Here is a 17,988-nt window from a genome sequence, read left to right on the forward strand (position 1 = left end):
CGGCTCAGGGGCGCGGTGCCGGGGACTCGCGGCCGTCCAGCACGGCGTGGGCACGCTCGCGGTCAATATCGCCTTCCCAGGCGGCGATCGCCACGGTGGCCACGCAGTTGCCGATGAGGTTGCCCAGGGCGCGGGCAATGCCCATGAACCAGTCCACCGACAGCACCAGCACCAGGCCGATGGCTGGAATGGCGGGGATGGCGTGCAGCGTGGCTGCCAGCACCACGATGGCCGAGCCTGGCACGCCGTGCGCACCCTTGGAGGTGACCAGCGAGATCGCCAGGATGGTGAGCAGGTCGGTCATGGTGATGGGCGTGTTCGTGGCCTGGGCGATGAACACGGCCGCCAGCGTGATGTAGATGGAAAACGCGTCCAGGTTGAACGAGTATCCCGTGGGGATCACCAGGCCCACGGTCGAGTCGCGGATGCCCAGGTTCTTGAGCTTGGCCATGATCTGCGGCAGCACGCTGTCCGACGAGGTGGTGGCGAACACCACGGCCAGCTCCTCGCGCAGGTAGCGCAGCAGCTTGAACAGGCTGAAGCCCGAGAACCGCATGATCAGGCCCAGCACCACCACCACGAACAGCACCACGGCCGCGTAGAACAGCACCACCAGCATGCCCAGCTGCTTGAGCGAGCCGATGCCGTACTTGCCCACCGTGAACGCAATGGCGCCTAGCACGCCCAGCGGGGCCAGCTTGATGATCAGGCCCATGGTCTTGAACAGCACATGCGACAAGTCCTCGATGAGGCCCGTGACGCGTGCGCCACGCTCGCCCATCAGCGCCAGCGCGCAACCGAACACGATGGAGAACAGCAGCACCTGCAGCACGTCGCCGGTGGCGAAGGCGCTCACCGCCGTGGTGGGGATGAGCTTGAGCAGAAAGTCGCTCAGGCCGCCGCCCGTGAGCTTGCTGGCATTGTCGGCATAGGCGCCCATGGCCTTGGGATCCAGCGCCTTGGGATCCACGTTCATCCCCACGCCGGGTTCGAACCAGAACGCCAGCACCAAGCCCAGCACCAGGGCAATGGAGGTGACCACCTCGAAGTAGATCAGCGACTTGACCCCCACCCGCCCCACACGCTGCAGGTCGCCCGTGCCAGCGATGCCGTGCACCACCACGCAAAAGACGATGAGCGGAATCAGCATCTTGATGAGCTTGATGAAGCCATCGCCCAGGGGCTTGAGCTGCACCGCCGTATCGGGCCACAGCAGCCCAAGCGCCACACCGGCGATCAAGGCCAGGATCACCCGGCCGAAGAGGGAATTGAAGAAGCGGAGCATGGGAAAACGCCTTTGGGTTTGGTACGCAGCCACGGTGAATTGTCAATCTTGCATACAAGAAATGTAGACAAGTGTTGACAATCAGAAAACCGGGGTTATCCCGGACCCACCTGCGCTCGGGTGCTGGGCGCCGCTGCGAGGCCTGGCTGCGGTGGCACGTGCTTCACAATCGGTGCAGACCCGCTGAGTGCCGCCATGACCACCTCGACCTCTCTGCCTCCGCCCAACCCTGCCCATCAGCCCGGTGAGTTTCTGGAATACCTCTACCGCGTGGCCGTGCGCCGCGCGCTGCCCCTGCACAACACGGCGGGCTTTCTGCCCGCGCCACCCCCGCCCGGCAGCGGCGGGCGCACACTGGTGCTGGGGGCCGGCAAGGCTGCGGGCGCCATGGCCCAGGCGGTGGAGGCCCTGTGGCCGGCGGACGCACCCTTGTCGGGCCTGGTGGTGACGCGCTACCACCACACGCCGCCGCGGCCCGCCGGTCTGGCACAGCGCATCGAGGTCGTGGAGGCTTCTCACCCCGTGCCTGACGCCGCGGGCCTGCAGGCGGCCCGGCGCATGCTGGCGCTGGCCGAGGGATTGACGGAAAACGACCTGGTGCTGTGCCTCATCTCGGGCGGGGGCTCGGCGCTGCTGACGCTGCCGGCCGATGGCCTCACGCTCGAGGACAAGCAGCGCATCAACCGCGCTCTGCTGGAGAGCGGCGCCGCCATTGGCGAAATGAACTGCGTGCGCAAGCACCTCTCACGCATCAAGGGCGGGCGGCTGGCGGCGGCGTGTGCGCCTGCACGGGTGGTCACGCTCGCCATCAGCGACGTGCCGGGTGACGACCCCTCGGTCATCGCCAGCGGCCCCACGGTGCCCGATGCGACCACCTGTGCCGATGCGCTGCAAATCCTGGACCGCTATCGCATCGAGGTCCCTTCCAGCGTGCGCGCTGCGCTGGAAGCGGGCTGGCTGGAAACCCCCAAGCCTGGCGATGCTGCGTTTGCGAACCATCTGTTGCACATGACAGCCACGCCGCAGCAGTCGCTCGAAGCCGCAGCCGAGGCTGCGCGTGCTGCGGGCGTGGCGGCGCACATCCTCTCTGACGAGATCGAAGGCGAATCGCGCGAGGTGGGCAAGGTGCACGCCGCGCTGGCGCGGGCCGTGGCGCGGAACGGCCAGCCTTTCACGCGGCCTTGTGTGATTCTCTCGGGGGGCGAAACGACGGTGACAGTGCGGCCCCAGCCGCCGGGTACGCCCCGCGGACGCGGCGGCCGCGCGGGCGAGTTCTGCCTGGGCCTGGCGCAGGCGCTGCAGGGACAGCCTGGCGTGTGGGCGCTGGCGGCGGACACCGACGGTATCGACGGCGTGGAAGACAACGCCGGCGCCCGCGTGACGCCCGACACGCTGGCCCGGGCTGACGCGGCGGGCCTGCGCATTGCGGCCCACCTGGACCGCAACGACGCCTATGGCTTCTTTGAGCCGCTGGGCGATCTGGTGGTGACGGGGCCTACGCACACCAACGTGAACGATTTTCGTGCGCTATTGATTTTGTAGCTGTTCGCGCTTTGTGGATGAGCGCTGCAACCCAATTTGGTTAAAAACTCGACCCACCGGGCTATGCGAGAAGGTCGTTGAGCGCCCGCGCAATCACCTTCGTCGCGCGGCGCAGGTCCTCCAGCTGCAGGCGCTCGTCGGCGCGCTTGGCGTGGGATTCGAGCACCGTGCGTGGCCCGGCCCCATAGATCACGCCGGGGATTCCGCGCTCCACATACAGGCGCACGTCGGTGTACAGCGGCGTGCCCACCGCGGGCACCGGCTCGCCGATCACGGCCTGGGCGTGCTTCTGGATGGCTTCGACCAGGGGCGCATTGCCCGCCAGCGGCGTCATCGCGTTGGCCAGCAGCAGGCGCTTGACCTCCACGCGGATGCCGTCGCGCTCGCCCGCCGCCTGCTCGATGATGCGGCGGATGGACGCTTCCACTTCGGCCGGGTTCTCTTCGGGGATCATGCGGCGGTCCAGCTTGAAGACCACCTTGCCGGGCACGACGTTGGTGTTGGTGCCGCCCTCGATGCGGCCCACGTTCAGGTAGGGGTGCTTGATGCCCGCGACCTTGGACGTGACCTTCTTGTATTCGTCGTTCTGCGCGTACAGCGCGTTCAGGATGTGGACCGCGCCCTGCAGCGCGTCCACGCCCGTGTGGGGCACGGCGGCGTGGGCCATCTTGCCGTGCACGGTCACTTCCATCTGCAGGCAGCCGTTGTGGGCGGTGACCACCTCGTAGCTGAAACCGGCGGCGATCATGAGATCGGGCTTGGTCAGGCCTTTTTGCAGCAGCCAGCCGGGGCCCAGCTCGCCGCCAAACTCCTCGTCGTAGGTGAAGTGCAGCTCCACCGCGCCCTTGGCGGGCTTTGCCACGGCTTCGAGGGCGCGCACGGCGAAGGTGAACGATGCAAAGTCGCTTTTGCTCACGGCGGTGGCTCGGCCATACATGGCGCCATCCTCGATCTCGGCGCCGTAGGGGTCATGCGTCCAGCCTTCGCCGGGGGGCACCACGTCGCCGTGGGCGTTCAGGGCGATGGTCTTGCCGCCGTCGCCATACGGTCTGCGCACGATGAGGTTGGTGATGGATTCCATGCCGTAGGCCTGCACCTCCGCGGTGGGTACGGCGTGTTTTTCAGCGTCAAAGCCAAAATCCTTGAGGAGCTCGGCCGTGCGTTCGGCATGGGGCGCGTTGTTGCCGGGGGGCGTGTCGGTGGGCACGCGCACCAGGGCCTGCAGAAAGCGCACTTCCTCGTCGAAGTGCTGGTCGATCCAGGCGTCCAGGGCGGCGTAAGAAGAAACCTGTGTGGGGGCTGTCATGGTTGTTGTTCCTCGGCAAGCTGTTGCAGCACCTGGGTAAAGGCGTCCACAGTCAGCTGGATGTCGTGATTGGTGGTGGATTCGAGCGGGTTGTGGCTAATGCCGGAGTTCTGGCCGCGCGTGAAGAGCATGGCCTGCGGCATGATTTCGTGCAGCTTCATCGCGTCGTGCCCGGCGCCGCTGGGCATGCGGAACACGGGCACGCCCAGGGCGTCCACGGCGCGTTCCCAATGGTGCTGCAGCGCAGGGGCGCTGGGGGCCGCGGCGGCGCGCATGGATTCTTCCAGCGTGTAGCGCAGGCCGCGCCGCTGGGCGATGCGGGCGAGTTCGTCCAGCACGTCGCGCACCAGGGCATCGCGCTGCGCATCGGTGGGTGCGCGCAGGTCCAGGCTGAACTGGCAGCGCCCCGGCACCACGTTGATGGAGCCGCCGGGCACATTCAAGAGGCCGATGGTGCCCACCGAATCGCCATCCTGCGCGGCGCGCTGCTCCACATACAGCGCCAGCTCGGCCACGGCCACGGCGGCGTCGCGGCGGCGGTCCATGGGGGTGGTGCCGGCATGGCTGGCGGTGCCGATCATCTCGGCCACAAAGCGCACGCCGCCGTTGATGGAGGTGACCACGCCCAGGGGCAGGTCCAGTTCGTTGAGCACGGGGCCTTGCTCGATGTGCACCTCGATGAAACCCAGGTAGCGGGACGGGTCGCGCTGCAGCTTGGCGATGTCATCGATGCACAGGCCCGCATGCTGCATGGCCTCGCGCAGGGTCACGCCATTGGCGTCTTTCTGATCCAGCCAGGCGGGGTTGAAGTGGCCGATGAGCGCGCCGGAGCCCAGGAAGGTAGCCTTGTAGCGCTGGCCTTCTTCCTCGGCAAAAGCCACCACCTCGATGCCGAAGGGCAGGCGCTTGCCGGCGCGGTGCAGTTCGCGCACGCAGGCCATGGGAACGAAGATGCCCAGGCGCCCGTCGTACTTGCCGCCATTGCGCACGGTGTCGTAGTGGGAGCCGGTCAATAGATGCTTGGCATCAGGTTGCGCGCCGTGGTAGCGCCCCACCACGTTGCCCACCGCGTCGATCTCCACGCTGTCAAAGCCGCAGTCGTGCATCCAGTGGCTGATGCGCTGCGCGCAGGCGCGGTGCGCGTCGGTGAGGTAGGTGACGGTGAGCTGGCCTTTTTCGGCAAAGCCGGGGTCCGAATGCCCGGCCAGCTTCTCGTGCCAGTCCCACACGTCGTTGCCCAGCACGGGCTCGGCCGCAAACTTGTCGGCCAGGCGGATCTCGGCGATGCGGTGGATGTTGCGCAGCGCCTCAGCCAGCTCGAACTCGGGGTGGTTGTCCAGCCGCCGGGCAAAGGTATCGATGATCTCGCGTTTGGACAGGCCGGTGCCACGCGGCCCGCGCACGGCCAGGATGAAGGGGAAGCCAAAGCGCTCGTTGTACGCGGCGTTGAGCTGCTGGATGCGCTCGAACTCCTCGGGCGTGCATTGGGTCAGGCCCGCCTTGCTTTGCTCGTTGGTGGATTCGGCTGTGAGGCTCTTGGCCACCATGGCCTTGCCCGCCAGCTCTGGGTGGGCGCGGATCAAGGCCAGCTTGGCGTCCAGCTCGGCAGTGCGCACCACCTGGGCCAGCGCATGCTTGAGCTGCGCCAGTGTCCGGAAGGGCCGCTGCGCCAGGGCTTGCTCGGCAATCCAGGGGGAATGTTCGTACAGCCCGTCCAGCAGCGCCAGCGCCTCGGCGGGGCTGGCGGCGTTGAGTTGTTCCAGGGTCAGGGGCATGGTGGTTGCTTCCAAAAAATGAGCTGCTCGCGCTTGATGGATAAGCGCTGGAGGCCGATTTCATTCATAACTCAGGCGCAGGATGGTGCTGCGCCCAGTGCCGCGCGATGTCGATGCGGCGTGCCACCCACACCTTGTCGTGTTGCGCGATGTGGTCCAGAAAGCGCTGCAGCGCCGTGATACGGCCGGGCCGGCCCAGCAGGCGGCAGTGCATGCCAATGCTCATCATCTTGGGCGCGTTGTCGCCGTCGGGGTCGCCTTCGGCGTACAGCGCGTCGAACGTGTCCTTCATGTACTGGAAGAACGGATCGGCGTGCGAATAGCCCTGGGGCAGCGCAAAGCGCATGTCGTTGCAGTCCAGCGTATAGGGCACGATGAGCTGGGGCACGACGCTGCCGTCGGTCTTGCGCACCTTCATCCAGAAGGGGAGGTCGTCTCCGTAGTAGTCGCTGTCGTAGGCAAAGCCACCGTAGTCGGCCACCAGGCGATGGGTGTTGGGGCTGTCGCGGCCGGTGTACCAGCCCAGCGCCCGCTCTCCGGTCATGCGCTGGAGGATGGCCATGGCCTCGTGCATGTGGGCGCGCTCCACATCTTCGGGCACGTTCTGGTAGTGAATCCACTTGAGCCCGTGGCAGGCGATCTCGTGACCCAGTTCCACCAAGGCGGCGGTCAGCTCGGGATGGCGCTGCAGCGCGGTCGACACGCCAAACACCGTGAGCGGCAGCTTGCGCTTTTCAAACTCGCGCAGGATGCGCCACACGCCTGCGCGCGAGCCGTATTCATAAATGCCTTCCATGCTCATGTGCCGCTCGGGGTAGCTGGCGGGGTTGAACATTTCAGACAGGAACTGCTCGCTGCCCGCATCGCCATGCAGCACGGCGTTCTCGCCGCCTTCCTCGTAGTTCAGCACGAACTGCACCGCAATGCGGGCGCCGCCGGGCCATTGCGCGTGGGGCGGGTTCGGGCCGTAGCCGACGAGGTCGCGGGGGTAGGGAGCGGTGGCGTCGTAGGTCATGTCGGGCAGTTTCCTTGGTTCTCCATAGCGTTTCGCGCTACCCGCTGCCGATGAAACCGGCAGGGCCCAGGCGAGGGCAGCCGCGCAAGGGCCGCCCCGCCGCGCTGGCTGCGTCCCCCTCCCGTAGCGCGCAGCGCGTAGAGAGAGGGGGAAGGCGCGAAGCGACTCAGGGAGTGTTTCATGTTGTCAGCGCGGCGGCCAGATCGCTGGCCGGGCGTTTGCGGTCGAAGGCCAGGCTGGCCTCCACATGTTCGAGGTGGCTTTGCATCAGCGCCACGGCGCGCTCTTCATCGCGCGCGGCCAGGGCGGCCACGATGGCAGCGTGTTCTTCGTGCGAATGTTCGGCGGCGCTGGCGGACTGGTACATCAGCGTGATGAGGGCACAGCGGGAGATCAGATCGCCCAGCATCTGCGCCAGCACCTCGTTGCCCATGAGCTCGGCCATGCGCACGTGGAAGTCGCCCAGCAGCTCGGTGCGGCTGCTGGCGTCGGCGCTGCCCATGGCGGTTTTCTCGGCGGCCACGTGGGCGCGCAGGGCCTTGATCTTGGCGGGTGTCACCTGGCGCACGAAGGCGCGGGTCATCTCGGTCTCGAGCATGCGGCGCACGGCAAACACCTGGCGGGCTTCCTCGGCCGAGGGCGTGGCCACGAATGCGCCCCGCGCGGGCTCCAGCGTGACCAGGCGGTTCTGCGCCAGCTGAAACAGCGCCTGCCGCACCAGCGTGCGCGACACGCCAAAGTGGTCCGCCAGCTTCTGCTCGGCCAGTTTGGTGCCGGGCTGCAGGCGGTGTTCTACGATGGCGCGGGTCAGCGCTTCGACAATCGCGCTGGTGGACGAGGGTTCCATGGCGGCATGATACGGTGGATGGCGAAAAGTGTATACACTTTTGGTCTACACACTGCGCCCAGGTCATCCTTGCCGGTGCGCCGCACACCCCACTTCAGGAGATTGCCATGGGCCTCAGTACCCACGTTCTGGACACCATGCACGGCTGCCCTGCCGCAGGCATGGAGGTTGCCTTGTATTCCACCCATGGCGACGCCGCCACGCTCATCAAGCGCCTGGTCCTCAACCACGATGGCCGCACCGACGCCCCGCTGTTCGACAACGCCAGCCTGCGCACCGGCACGTACCGCTTGCGTTTTGATGTGGCTGGCTACTTCAAGGCCCGGGGCGTGCAGTTGCCCGAGCCCAACTTTCTGAACCAGGTGAGCCTGGACTTCGGCGTTGCCCATGCCGACCAGCATTACCACGTGCCGCTGCTGGTGAGCCCGTGGAGCTACTCAACCTATCGTGGGTCGTAGATGTGACGTTCCCGTTGAGTCGCTTCGCGCCTTCTCCCCAAAGCGGGGCGTTGCCAGCGCGGCGGCACTCGCCTGCGCAGCCCCAGTTGCATCGATCGCGAGTACCCGCACATCGAGCGCGGGGGCAAAACGCCAGCCCCTACAGTTGTCCTTCGGTGAGGGTATCCAGTTGAAAGCGCCCGCTCTTGTCCCACAGCCAGGTCTCGGTGTAGGTCACCTTGCCCAGCCGCGAAGGGGCCGGGAAGGGCACGGCCGCGCGCACGGTGCGTTCGATTTCCTTCACCACCTCGGGCGCATGGCGCGGGGCGCGCAGCCAGTGCAGCCGGGTGACCTTGCCGGTGCGATCGATGTCCACTTCGAGCACGCCGATGGCATAGAGCTGCGGCGGCAGCTTGCCCTGGAAGATGCGCTCCTTGTTGAGCCCGTAGAGGTGGGTGGCGCCGTCCTGCCGGTACGCCTTGGCGTTGGCTGCCGCAGAGGCGCGGGCCGAGCCTGCGGCGGCGGGCACGGGGCCCTTCACGCTCGGGGTATCTGTGCTGGAGGGGGATCGGCTTTCGGGCGCGGCCGAGGGTTCCGGGCCGGACTTGCAGGCAGCCACCAGGGCCGCGCCTGCGGCCATGATGCCGGCCAGCAGCCAGTGGCTGCGCTTGGCAGGAGGGCTGGGGGGCTGGGTGTTGGACATGGCGAAAGAGGAGGTTGGCAGTAGTGGCAAATCTGCGGTCGTTGCTGGACGGCTTGCGTGCCGGTCCGGCGTGCCTGGTCACGGTGGAGTCTACCGAAGGGTCCGTGCCGCGTGAACCCGGGGCGTGGATGGCCGTGTTCGCCGACGGGTTGGTCGGCACCGTTGGCGGTGGGCACCTGGAGCACCAGGCCATTGCCGAGGCCCGGCGCCGCCTGGCGGGCGCGGAGCCGCCCGGCAATGCGCCCCTGCGGTTCGCGCTGGGGCCCGCATTGGGGCAGTGTTGTGGCGGCGTGGTGCACCTGTCGTTCGAACTGCTCTCGGCTGCCGATGCGCCCGCGCTGGCCCAGCGCCTGGCGCCGCGCCTGCACCCCGTGGCACTGTTCGGCGGCGGGCATGTGGGCCATGCGCTGGCGCGGGTGTTGGCGCCGCTGCCCTTCGCGCTGACCTGGATCGACAGCCGCGACGGGGTCTTTCCGCAGCCCGCGCCGCAGGGCGTGGCCTGCGAGCATTCCGATCCGGTGCAGCTGGCGGTGCCGGGCCTGCCGGGCGGTACCCGCGTGCTGATCATGAGCTTCAGCCATGCCGAAGACCTGGACATCGTGGCCGCCTGCCTGCGCCGCCAGCGCGAGCGAGGGGATCTGCCGTTCATCGGCCTGATCGGCAGCCAAACCAAGTGGGCCACTTTCCGCCACCGGCTGCTCGGGCGCGGATTCACCGCCGAGGAATTGGCGCGGGTGACCTGTCCCATCGGCATCCCCGGCATCCGGGGCAAGGAACCCGAAGTGATTGCCGTGGCGGTGGCGGCGCAGCTGTTGCTGAGCGTGGAAGGAAGCGGGTGAGGGTATTTCCTGTCCACGGTACCGCCCTGCGGGCTGGAGCCGGGAACAAATCCTGCATACACTTTTCACTGAATTTTTGACACGGGTCGCAGCGGTGCCCCGGCCATACCCAGTATGTCTGGCCAAGGTGCGCGACCTTTTTCATGTCTGCTCAGAGCGCCCGCAGTGGTGAGCAGGTTTGCAGCGCGACCGCGCTGCCAAGGTTGAGATATGGAAAGCTACGTTCTCGACTGGGCCAACCTGCTGTTGCGCTGGGTCCACGTCATCACCGCCATCGCCTGGATCGGCTCGTCGTTCTACTTCGTCTTCCTGGACAGCAGCCTCACGCCGCCAGAAGACGAAGACCTGAAAAAGCAGGGAGTGAGCGGCGAACTCTGGGCCGTGCACGGCGGCGGGTTCTACCACCCGGTCAAGTTCAACGTCTCGCCCCCCAAGCTGCCTGGCCACCTGCACTGGTTCTTCTGGGAAAGCTACAGCACCTGGCTCAGCGGGTTTGCGCTGTTCACCGTGTCGTACCTGTACAGCGCCAGCACCTACCTCATCGACAAGTCGCGCATGGACTGGGCTCCCGCCACCGCCATCATGGTGGCGCTGGCGTTCTTCGTGGTGTTCTGGCTGCTCTATGACGCCATCTGCCGCATCTTTGGCCAGCGCAAGAACGGCGATGCCATCGTGGGCGCCCTCGTCTTCGTGCTGGTGTGCATCGCCTCGTGGCTGGCCTGCCACTGGTTTGCGGGCCGCGCCGCCTTCCTGCTGGTGGGCGCAATGATCGCCACCGCCATGAGCGCCAACGTGTTCTTCTGGATCATCCCCGGCCAGCGCACCGTGGTCGCGCAGATCAAGGCCGGCCAGCCGGTCGATCCCATCCACGGCAAGCGCGGCAAGCAGCGCAGCGTGCACAACACGTACTTCACGCTTCCCGTGCTGTTCGCCATGCTCAGCAACCACTACAGCTTTACCTGGAGCCACCCGCAGAACTGGCTGGTGCTGATCCTGATGATGTTTGCGGGTGCGGCCATCCGCCAGTTTTTTGTGATGCGGCACGGCTACAAGCTCGGCCGCAACGGCAACCCGCTGCCCTATGCGCTGGTGGGCGTGGCCGTCATCGTCGGGGCCATCGTGTGGATGCGCCCGGCGCCCGTGGCCGTGGTGGCGAGCGCTCCTGTTTCAGTAGCTGGTGGCGCAGACGCAGCAAGCGCTGGAGGCCAAAATGGCTATCAAACCCTGCAACCCGTGCTCGCCCAGCGCTGCTACATGTGCCACGGCGAGCAAGTGCAGATGAAAAACCTTCGCCTGGATTCACCCGAGCAAGTCAAGCAACACGCCCAGGCCATCTACCAGCAGGTGGTGGTGCAAAAGCTCATGCCCATGAACAACGCCACGGGGATGACGGATGCGGAACGGGCGCTGGTCAAGCGGTGGTTTGAGGCGGGTGCGGGTACGGGGCGCTGAGGCATTGCGGAATGCGGAGTCACTCTGAGCGCAAGCAAAGCCTATCCCTTGACGACCGTGCCGTCTATCTCTACCACCTGCCCCGGGTATCCCAGGCGGGCGATACCCAGAAGCGTTGCGGGAGGCACTTGCCCGCCAAAATACGCGGTCACGGTGCTCCAGGCAGCTGAAAGGGCGGTCTGTTCGCCGACGACGTAGACAACAAGACGGCGAATGTCTGACGTGGCAAACCCGTGAACAGTCAGAACCTTGTTCAGATTTGCCAAACACTGCGACGCCTGGGCGCACGGGTCTCCGGGCGCCACGATCGAGCCATCGGAGGCTTGCGGCACTTGGCCTGCAAGGAAGAGCTGACTTCCCACGAGTTGCGCGTACTGATAGTTCGGTGTGCTTGGCAGGCCTGAGGCGATTTCGGCTTCGTTCATTGGTTGTGCAGCGTGAGATGTGGCGCGAGTTCTTTTCTTGCGCCTAGCGTTTGACATGAGGCTCAGACCTCGTCATTGCCGGTGCTCAGTGATGGGCCTGATGCTCAAGTTGGTACCACTGCTCACCCTCTGGCGCCCGGTTGGACACCAGACTGATAGAGAACCTTGCAGCTGACCGCAGTATTGGTTGGGGTCGCGGACTGGCGTGCGAGCTGAAGTCGCCATTCCACCTCCGGTGGTGCTCCACGTGCACGACTTTAGAGTTTGATCGGAAGACCAGGACGAATTCGCCTTCATTCACCTCGGCAGGCAGCGTCATGCGGCACTTGAGCCAGCCAAGTTGCACCGTCTGGCAGTTGCTCTCGCGGGTTGAGTACGGGCCAAAGGCGAACAGTTCATTCCAGTCCAGTGGGAGTACCTTTGCCAGATCTACATCGTGAACTTTCCCGGATCGAACCAGCTTTCCGAGGGCTGCGCTGAATTCACCTGTTGGCTCGGCAGTGGTACAGGCGACAAGTATTGCGAGGACGCTCGCAAGCGCGATGGCTCTTGCGAAATTCAGGATGGGCCGCATGGAGGTGTAACGTTTACGGTCGCAAGCTACGCTCGCAGAACGGAACTCATGAAACGAAGGCTAAGGTGGTCGGGTAAGGCCAGAGGGCCTTGACTACCATACCTGCTTTCGGCCAGAAGCCGCAGGTGGCGGCAACTAGGAGCGGACATTCAACGCACCAAGTAATCGCCACGGGGCCTCTCGATGGAGGCATTAGGCGGCCGTCGGAAGATACTCATTTCGCTGCAAAGGTCCCAATAAAAAAACCAGCAAACGATGTCTTCCCGGAAACGAAAACTTCCTGATCCGTGCTGAGCGGGGTGCCAACGTAGTGATCGGCGAGGCAGATAGTTGCTTGAACGGATAAGAGGCTGAGGGTTGCATGCTGGTCGCACCCCTTGCGAGTTCTGAACTGCTCCACCGAAATGACCTTAGCGACGAGAGGAGCTTGAGGTATGCCGAAGGCCCAAGTGCCTGTCGCGAGCCAGCCACGAGGCGCAACGACTATGGCTCCTGCAGCGATGACGGTGATCAGAGGGTAGATGAACAGCCAGCGCACCCAAAGAGTTGGATAGCGCCATTGCATATGAGTAGTGAAACGCGGTTGGGTGAGCAACAGGCCGGCGCAGGCAGGGAGGAGGAAGAGAAAGGCCACCAACGCTGCTTGCGTGTACTGAGCACTGTAAAAAAGAACGAAACGGCCCCCTTGGACAAGGTCAAGGAAGGCGCCTAGCGAGACAAAGATGAATGCAGTGAGGACCGCCGCGCGCGTTAGCGGGCTGGTCATTGGCTTCGAGAGTGGCATTAGTACCCAGGTGAATGCTGTTATGGAGCGCGAAGGCCTTGATAGCCCCCTAACGTAATTTAGACCGAGAAACCTGCGGTGTCGGATCCCCAACGGCATCTCTCGAACTGCGAGCAAGCCGGGTTGTGAATCAATGACTGGTTAGGGAAAGTAGCGCCCACCGTCTGCTCAGGCCCGCTAGCGTCCCTCGCAGTGGGGCAGATTTCGGCCAATAGGCAGACGCCCGGCAATCACATGAAAAAATTCCAGATCGTTTCCGCAGTGGTACTGTCTGCATCGCTTGGCGTTGTGATTCCTTTCGGCGTGCCGAGTCATTGGCTTAAATATGCGCTGGGTCGCGGCCTGATCTTCGCCCTCGTGGTGCTACGCTGTGTCTTGGCAGGGCCGAACACAATATCAAAGGCATTTTGGGTGTTGTTTCCCTCTTGGCTATAGACACCTGCAATCTGCAGGAAAAGGTGCGCAACCACGGTGCCTTGCTGATCTTTACCTCCAGCGTTCTTTATCTCGCAGGGCTATTCGTCGGCGCATTCGCTGCAGTTTCGTGACTGCTGATTGAGGGGCTGCATTTGGCCCTTAGCACCCAAAGCAGGCATGCGCAACATGATCAGTCAGCAGGTTCCAGGCTGCGCCAGGCGTGCTGCCGCCAAGTCGCAGATGGCACCAGGGAGCATGAGGGCTGGTTTTTTGCTCCCCGGAGCGTGCACTCTGCGCAACGTTGACGGCTGCTCAAACCCTCACTTCGACCACCGGCGCAAAGCCGCCAAAGATCATGCGTTTGCCGTCGAAGGGCATCGGCGGGTTGCCGGGGGTGGCGGGATCCATGCGCGGGTCTTCCATCATCTTCTTCATTCCGGCGTCGCGCGTGGCTTTGTCCGGCCATTCGATCCACGAAAAGACCACGGTCTCCTCAGCCGTGGCCTGAACCGCCCGGCGAAAGTCGGTGACTTTGCCGTCGGGGACATCATCGCCCCAGCCTTCGATGACGCGGAGGGCGCCCAGCTCTAGAAATATGGGGTCGAGCTGGCGCGCATGCTCGATGAATTTTTGCTTGTTGGCGGTGGGGACCGCAATCACGAAACCGTCGATGTAAGACATGTCTTGACTCCTGTAGGTTGACCATTCGACGTGTCCGGCAGTGGACACCCCGCACCTACTCGACGAACGGGAGCAGGCCGAATCGACACAACGCAACCAGGAGTTACGTTTTTTTTGGTGGCCCTGGTGCTGAGCCACTCCAGCGGCCCTGCCACGAGGGCCACTGTCGAGCCCAGGCGGGAATCCTTGGGCCGCGCCCCGGTCTCTAGGCAGCTAGCACATCCTGCAGCGCCCGGGTGGCGGCCAGCGCGCCCAGGCTCGACTCTGTCAATCCCCCATGCAGCACCACGCCGGAAGCGGTTTGCTTGGCCTCGCGCTTGGCCAGGGCCGCCAAGTTGGCGACTTCCTCGGCATGCCGAAACCGCCCTGGCGTGATCCGCACCGCGCCAATGGCGAGCGTGGTGCACGGAAAGAACCGTTGCACGCCGTGCCGGTCCTCGGCGCGGATGCCGCCCGCCTGCCGGGCGGGCTCGTCAAACAGCGTAAGTGCCTCGCGCGCAAACTCATCCACGATGTTTTTGCAGCGCTGCAGCCAGTTACTGCTCTGAAAGATCAGCATGAAATCGTCGCCGCCCACATGGCCCACAAAGTCGCGGCGTGCGTCGCAATGGGCCGTGGCCAGGCGGGCCACCAGGCGGATCATCTGGTCGCCGCGCCAGTAGCCGTAGTGGTCGTTGAAGGGCTTGAAGTTGTTCAGGTCGGCGTAGCAGGCCACAAACTCGGTGCCGCTTTCCAGCAGGCGCTGCATGTGCAGGCTGATGGGGATGTTGCCGGGCAGAAACGTGAGCGGGTTGGCGTGCCGTGCGGCCTCGATGCGGGTCTCCGTCACGGCGCGCACCAGCTGGTCGCCGGTGCCCAGACCCAGGTAGCGCCCGTTGTCGGTGACGATGTAGCCGTCGTTCAGGTAGCGCTGGTCCTGCGAGGTGAGGATGCCCACGAGCTGGTCCACGTCGCAGTCCAGTTCCACCACCCGTGGTGCATGGTTGGCGAACGCCAGGCACGATTTGCGCCCGTGCACCTCGCGGAAGTACAGCGTGGCGTAGTGGTTCATGAACTGCTGGCGGTTGATGAGCGCCACGGGTCGGGTGCCGTCGACCACGGCCAGCGCGTGCAGGTCGGTATGCTCGTGGAACATCGCAGCCACGGCATCGTTGCTGGTGGCTGGCGAGGCCGTGGGCGCCTGCACGACCAGCAGGCTGCGCAGGATGCCGGGGCGTGCGGTCTGGCCCAGGTGCGGCAGCACGGCCACGCGGCGGTCGTGGAGCACGTCCAGGGCGGGGCCGTCCACCGCAGCCCGGGGCGCAGTCGCTGGCCGGCCCAGGAGCCATCCCTGGCCGTAGGGAATGTCCAGGTCGCGCAACGCGCGCAGGTCGTCGCGGGTTTCGATGCCTTCGGCGATGAGCGTGGTGCCAAAGACGTCGGCAATGCCCTTGATGGCCTGCAGCATCTGCAGGTTCTCGGGGTGATCGCTGATGTCGCGGATGAAGTACTTGTCCACCTTCACGAAATCGGGCTTCACTTCGGACCACAGCCGCAGGCTGGAGCGGCCATCGCCAAAGTCGTCCAGGGCCAGGCGCGCCCCGCAGCCATGGACGGCCTTGATGGCCTGGCGCAATTGCGGCATGTCCGTCACGCGCTCGTGCTCGGTGATCTCCAGCACCACCATGCGTGCGCTCAGGCCGAAGCCGCGCACCACTTCGCCCAGGCGCTGCGCGCCCACCAGGGCCACGCCATGCACCAGGGCGTCCGCGCTGATGTTCACGAACAGGCGTCCTGCGGCCTGTTGGCGGCCCCATTGCTCCAGCGCGGTGAAGACGCACACCAGTTCGAAGTCCAGCAGGATGCGCTCGCGCGCGGCGCAGGCCAGCAGCTGGTCGGGCGTGTGCAGGGGTGAGCCCTGTGGCCCGCGGATCAGCGCTTCGTGGGCATACACGCTGCCCTCGCGCAGGTCCGCCAGCGGCTGGAACACGCAATGCAGCCCGCCCTGGCGCATGAGCCTGGCCAGCGGCCCGGCGCCCTGCAGTGCGGCCGGGGACAGCAGGGCCGTCATCGCCTCCAGGCGGCGGGGTGGTGGGGTGTGCATGGCGCGTCTGATCGGTCCCGGTGAAGGCGCCCACGATACGGCTTGAACGTGACAAACCGGTTACAGGCTCGGCGGCCAAGGCGCGCGGAAACCGGCGCGGCGCCCTGCAGGCTGGCGGGAGGCCAGGGCGCTGCGGCAAGAGGAATTGCTCTAGCTCAAGTCCCGGCGCTGCACAGTTTCGTGCGTGGTGGCGGTTTGATCTTTCTCAATGAGCGGCTTTCAGGGGCGGGGCAAAGTCCCTCCCATGCTGCCCTCTAACTATTTCTCCTTGCCCGCCGAAGTCGAGGTCATTGCCGCTGGCGAAGTGCTGCGCAGGCGCAATGAAGTCCTCACCTCGGTGCTGCACCTGGAAAGCGGCCGCGTGCTGCGCGGTGTGCTGGACGATGGCTATCTGCGCCATCAGCTTGGGGCGCTGGAGGGGCCGTTCTGGCTGGATGCCGCCTCCGCCCTCATGGGGTTGCCACTGCCGGTGGACATGGTGGCCGACACCCGCGTGCAGGTGCGCCGGCTGCCCATCGAGGAGTTCCGCCGCAGCCTGGCGGAGATGCCAGCGGGCGCCCGGGGTCTGCTGCTGGACATGGCGCATGGCTTCCGCCAGCAGTCGGAACTGGCCGTGAGCCGCCTTGCGCAGGATGCGGAATCGCGCTGCGCGCAGTGGTTGCTCAAGCATGCCCAGCCCGACCACAGCGGGGCCATGCAGGTTACCCTGCACCAGCGCAAACGGCTGATTGCAGCCCAACTGGGCATTGCGCCCGAAACCTTCTCCCGCGTGCTGCGTCACCTGCGCGAACTCGGCCTGATCCACGGGACGGGGAACGTGCTCAACCTGCCGCAGCCGCGAGCGCTGCAGTCCATGGCGGGCTGCTGAAGTTGCCCTGCGGGCCGGGGAGCCAGGCTGCGCTGCTGCGCAGCCTTTTTTTTTGGACCTTTCTTGCGTTTTTCCTGGTCTCCTCGTCAGGGTTTTTCCTTGTGGCGGAGTGAGGGTTCCACCCAAGCGCTGGCGTCCGGGCCGCTGCGTATATTGGTCAGGACTCTTGCCTCGCCCCTATGCCCCACGCCCCGTCCCTCGGCTGCCGTGGCACCTCCCGGATTCTCCGGACGGAGTGCCCATGAAGCCGCCAACTCCCCCACCCGCGCCGCACCACGATGCGCCCGGCTGGCTGGTGCCAGGGCCGCTGGTGCTGCGGCTCATGCTGGTGGCGGCGCTGGCGGTGGCGCTGTCGGGCACGGTGTCGGCCTGGCTGGTCACGCGCGCGTCGGGGCAAGAGGCCATGCGGCGCGTGGTGAGCCAGCAGACCGACGAGGTGGAAGTCGTGGCCCGGCTGCTGGCCAGCAAGATCGAGCAGAGCCAGAAGGTCTTGCGCACCGTGGCAGCAGGCATCACGCCCGCCCTGCTGGAATCTCCCTCCTCGCTGGAGTGGCTGCTGCAGCAGGGCCTGCCCGCCGTGCAGTTCTTCGATGCCATGCAGGTGATCCGCGACGATGGCGAGCTGCGGCTGAACCTGCGCGCGGGCCGTCTGGAAAAAGCCTCCAGTCTGGACGCCGCGGAGCGCGACGCGCTGCGGCGCACGCTGGTGGACGGCAAGCCCCTGGTGTCCGAACTGATCGCCGGGCGCAGCGGCGACACGCGCGTGATGTTCACCATGCCGCTGCACCGCGAGGACGGCACCGTGCAGGGCGCGGTGGCAGGGGCGCTGCGGCTGCAGTCCCAGGGGCTGTTGCCGCCCTCCATGGCCCTGCCTGCGCGCGATGATTCGCGGCTCATCGTCTTCACGCGCGACGGCACCATCCTTTCGCATTCCGACCCCGCCCGCATCCTGGGC

The 17,988-nt window shown here is 65.8% G+C and carries 16 protein-coding genes; 6 read left to right on the plus strand and 10 right to left on the minus strand.

The annotated features are described in order from the left end of the window. Positions 1–4 precede the first annotated feature (4 nt). Positions 5–1,285, minus strand: coding sequence for a C4-dicarboxylate transporter DctA (locus MRY84_RS12570; protein WP_291506061.1), 1,281 nt, complete (start codon positions 1,283–1,285; stop codon positions 5–7). Positions 1,286–1,480: 195 nt separating this feature from the next. Between MRY84_RS12570 and MRY84_RS12575 the strand changes: the two genes are divergently transcribed. Continuing rightward, on the plus strand, positions 1,481–2,827 hold the full coding sequence (locus MRY84_RS12575) for a glycerate kinase (protein WP_291506062.1): 1,347 nt from the start codon (positions 1,481–1,483) through the stop codon (positions 2,825–2,827). A 61-nt stretch (positions 2,828–2,888) separates the two neighbouring features. On the opposite strand, the gene MRY84_RS12580 is transcribed toward MRY84_RS12575, so the two are convergent. The 4 genes from MRY84_RS12580 to MRY84_RS12595 form a co-directional block, all read right to left on the minus strand. After that, positions 2,889–4,133: an ArgE/DapE family deacylase gene (locus MRY84_RS12580; protein ID WP_291506063.1), complete on the minus strand. Its 1,245-nt coding sequence runs from the start codon at positions 4,131–4,133 to the stop codon at positions 2,889–2,891. Further along, on the minus strand, positions 4,130–5,908 hold the full coding sequence (gene uraD / locus MRY84_RS12585) for a 2-oxo-4-hydroxy-4-carboxy-5-ureidoimidazoline decarboxylase (RefSeq protein ID WP_291506064.1): 1,779 nt from the start codon (positions 5,906–5,908) through the stop codon (positions 4,130–4,132). Before uraD ends, MRY84_RS12580 begins: the two co-directional genes overlap by 4 nt. Positions 5,909–5,972: 64 nt before the next feature. Continuing rightward, positions 5,973–6,923 carry an allantoinase PuuE gene (puuE, locus tag MRY84_RS12590; protein WP_291506065.1) on the minus strand — a complete coding sequence of 317 codons (951 nt, stop codon included), beginning with the start codon at positions 6,921–6,923 and terminating at the stop codon, positions 5,973–5,975. Positions 6,924–7,101: 178 nt separating this feature from the next. Beyond that, a complete protein-coding gene (locus MRY84_RS12595; RefSeq protein ID WP_291506066.1) occupies positions 7,102–7,770 on the minus strand; it encodes a GntR family transcriptional regulator in 669 nt (222 codons plus the stop codon). A gap of 107 nt (positions 7,771–7,877) precedes the next feature. Between MRY84_RS12595 and uraH the strand changes: the two genes are divergently transcribed. Further along, positions 7,878–8,228: a hydroxyisourate hydrolase gene (gene uraH, locus MRY84_RS12600; protein ID WP_291506067.1), complete on the plus strand. Its 351-nt coding sequence runs from the start codon at positions 7,878–7,880 to the stop codon at positions 8,226–8,228. Positions 8,229–8,367: 139 nt separating this feature from the next. Here uraH and MRY84_RS12605 read toward each other — a convergent pair whose 3' ends face one another. Next, a complete protein-coding gene (locus tag MRY84_RS12605; RefSeq protein WP_291506076.1) occupies positions 8,368–8,847 on the minus strand; it encodes a hypothetical protein in 480 nt (159 codons plus the stop codon). An 86-nt stretch (positions 8,848–8,933) separates the two neighbouring features. On the opposite strand from MRY84_RS12605, the gene xdhC reads away from it, so the two are divergent. Both xdhC and MRY84_RS12615 read left to right on the plus strand, forming a co-directional pair. After that, positions 8,934–9,749, plus strand: a complete 816-nt coding sequence (gene xdhC / locus MRY84_RS12610) for a xanthine dehydrogenase accessory protein XdhC (protein WP_291506068.1) — start codon at positions 8,934–8,936, stop codon at positions 9,747–9,749. A gap of 210 nt (positions 9,750–9,959) precedes the next feature. After that, positions 9,960–11,201, plus strand: a complete 1,242-nt coding sequence (locus MRY84_RS12615) for a urate hydroxylase PuuD (RefSeq protein ID WP_291506069.1) — start codon at positions 9,960–9,962, stop codon at positions 11,199–11,201. 41 nt (positions 11,202–11,242) lie between these two features. Here the strand turns inward: MRY84_RS12615 and MRY84_RS12620 are convergent, their stop codons facing one another. The 4 genes from MRY84_RS12620 to MRY84_RS12635 form a co-directional block, all read right to left on the minus strand. Then, complete coding sequence (locus tag MRY84_RS12620; protein ID WP_291506070.1) at positions 11,243–11,626, minus strand: RidA family protein; 384 nt, start codon at positions 11,624–11,626, stop codon at positions 11,243–11,245. Positions 11,627–12,414: 788 nt separating this feature from the next. Further along, positions 12,415–12,984, minus strand: a complete 570-nt coding sequence (locus MRY84_RS12625) for a hypothetical protein (RefSeq protein ID WP_291506071.1) — start codon at positions 12,982–12,984, stop codon at positions 12,415–12,417. Between the two features lie 729 nt (positions 12,985–13,713). Beyond that, entirely contained in the window at positions 13,714–14,082 is a 369-nt protein-coding gene (locus MRY84_RS12630; RefSeq protein ID WP_291506072.1) for a DUF1428 domain-containing protein, read from the minus strand. A 205-nt stretch (positions 14,083–14,287) separates the two neighbouring features. After that, entirely contained in the window at positions 14,288–16,132 is a 1,845-nt protein-coding gene (locus tag MRY84_RS12635; RefSeq protein ID WP_291506077.1) for a phosphodiesterase, read from the minus strand. 277 nt (positions 16,133–16,409) lie between these two features. On the opposite strand from MRY84_RS12635, the gene MRY84_RS12640 reads away from it, so the two are divergent. Together MRY84_RS12640 and MRY84_RS12645 are read left to right on the plus strand one after the other, a co-directional pair. Further along, positions 16,410–17,033: a Crp/Fnr family transcriptional regulator gene (locus tag MRY84_RS12640; protein WP_291506073.1), complete on the plus strand. Its 624-nt coding sequence runs from the start codon at positions 16,410–16,412 to the stop codon at positions 17,031–17,033. A 241-nt stretch (positions 17,034–17,274) separates the two neighbouring features. Further along, a partial coding sequence (locus tag MRY84_RS12645) for a cache domain-containing protein (RefSeq protein ID WP_291506074.1) occupies positions 17,275–17,988 on the plus strand: 714 nt, incomplete at its 3' end.

Origin of the sequence: Acidovorax sp. (assembly GCF_022763525.1) — a bacterium.
Classification (GTDB): Bacteria; Pseudomonadota; Gammaproteobacteria; order Burkholderiales; family Burkholderiaceae_C; genus Acidovorax.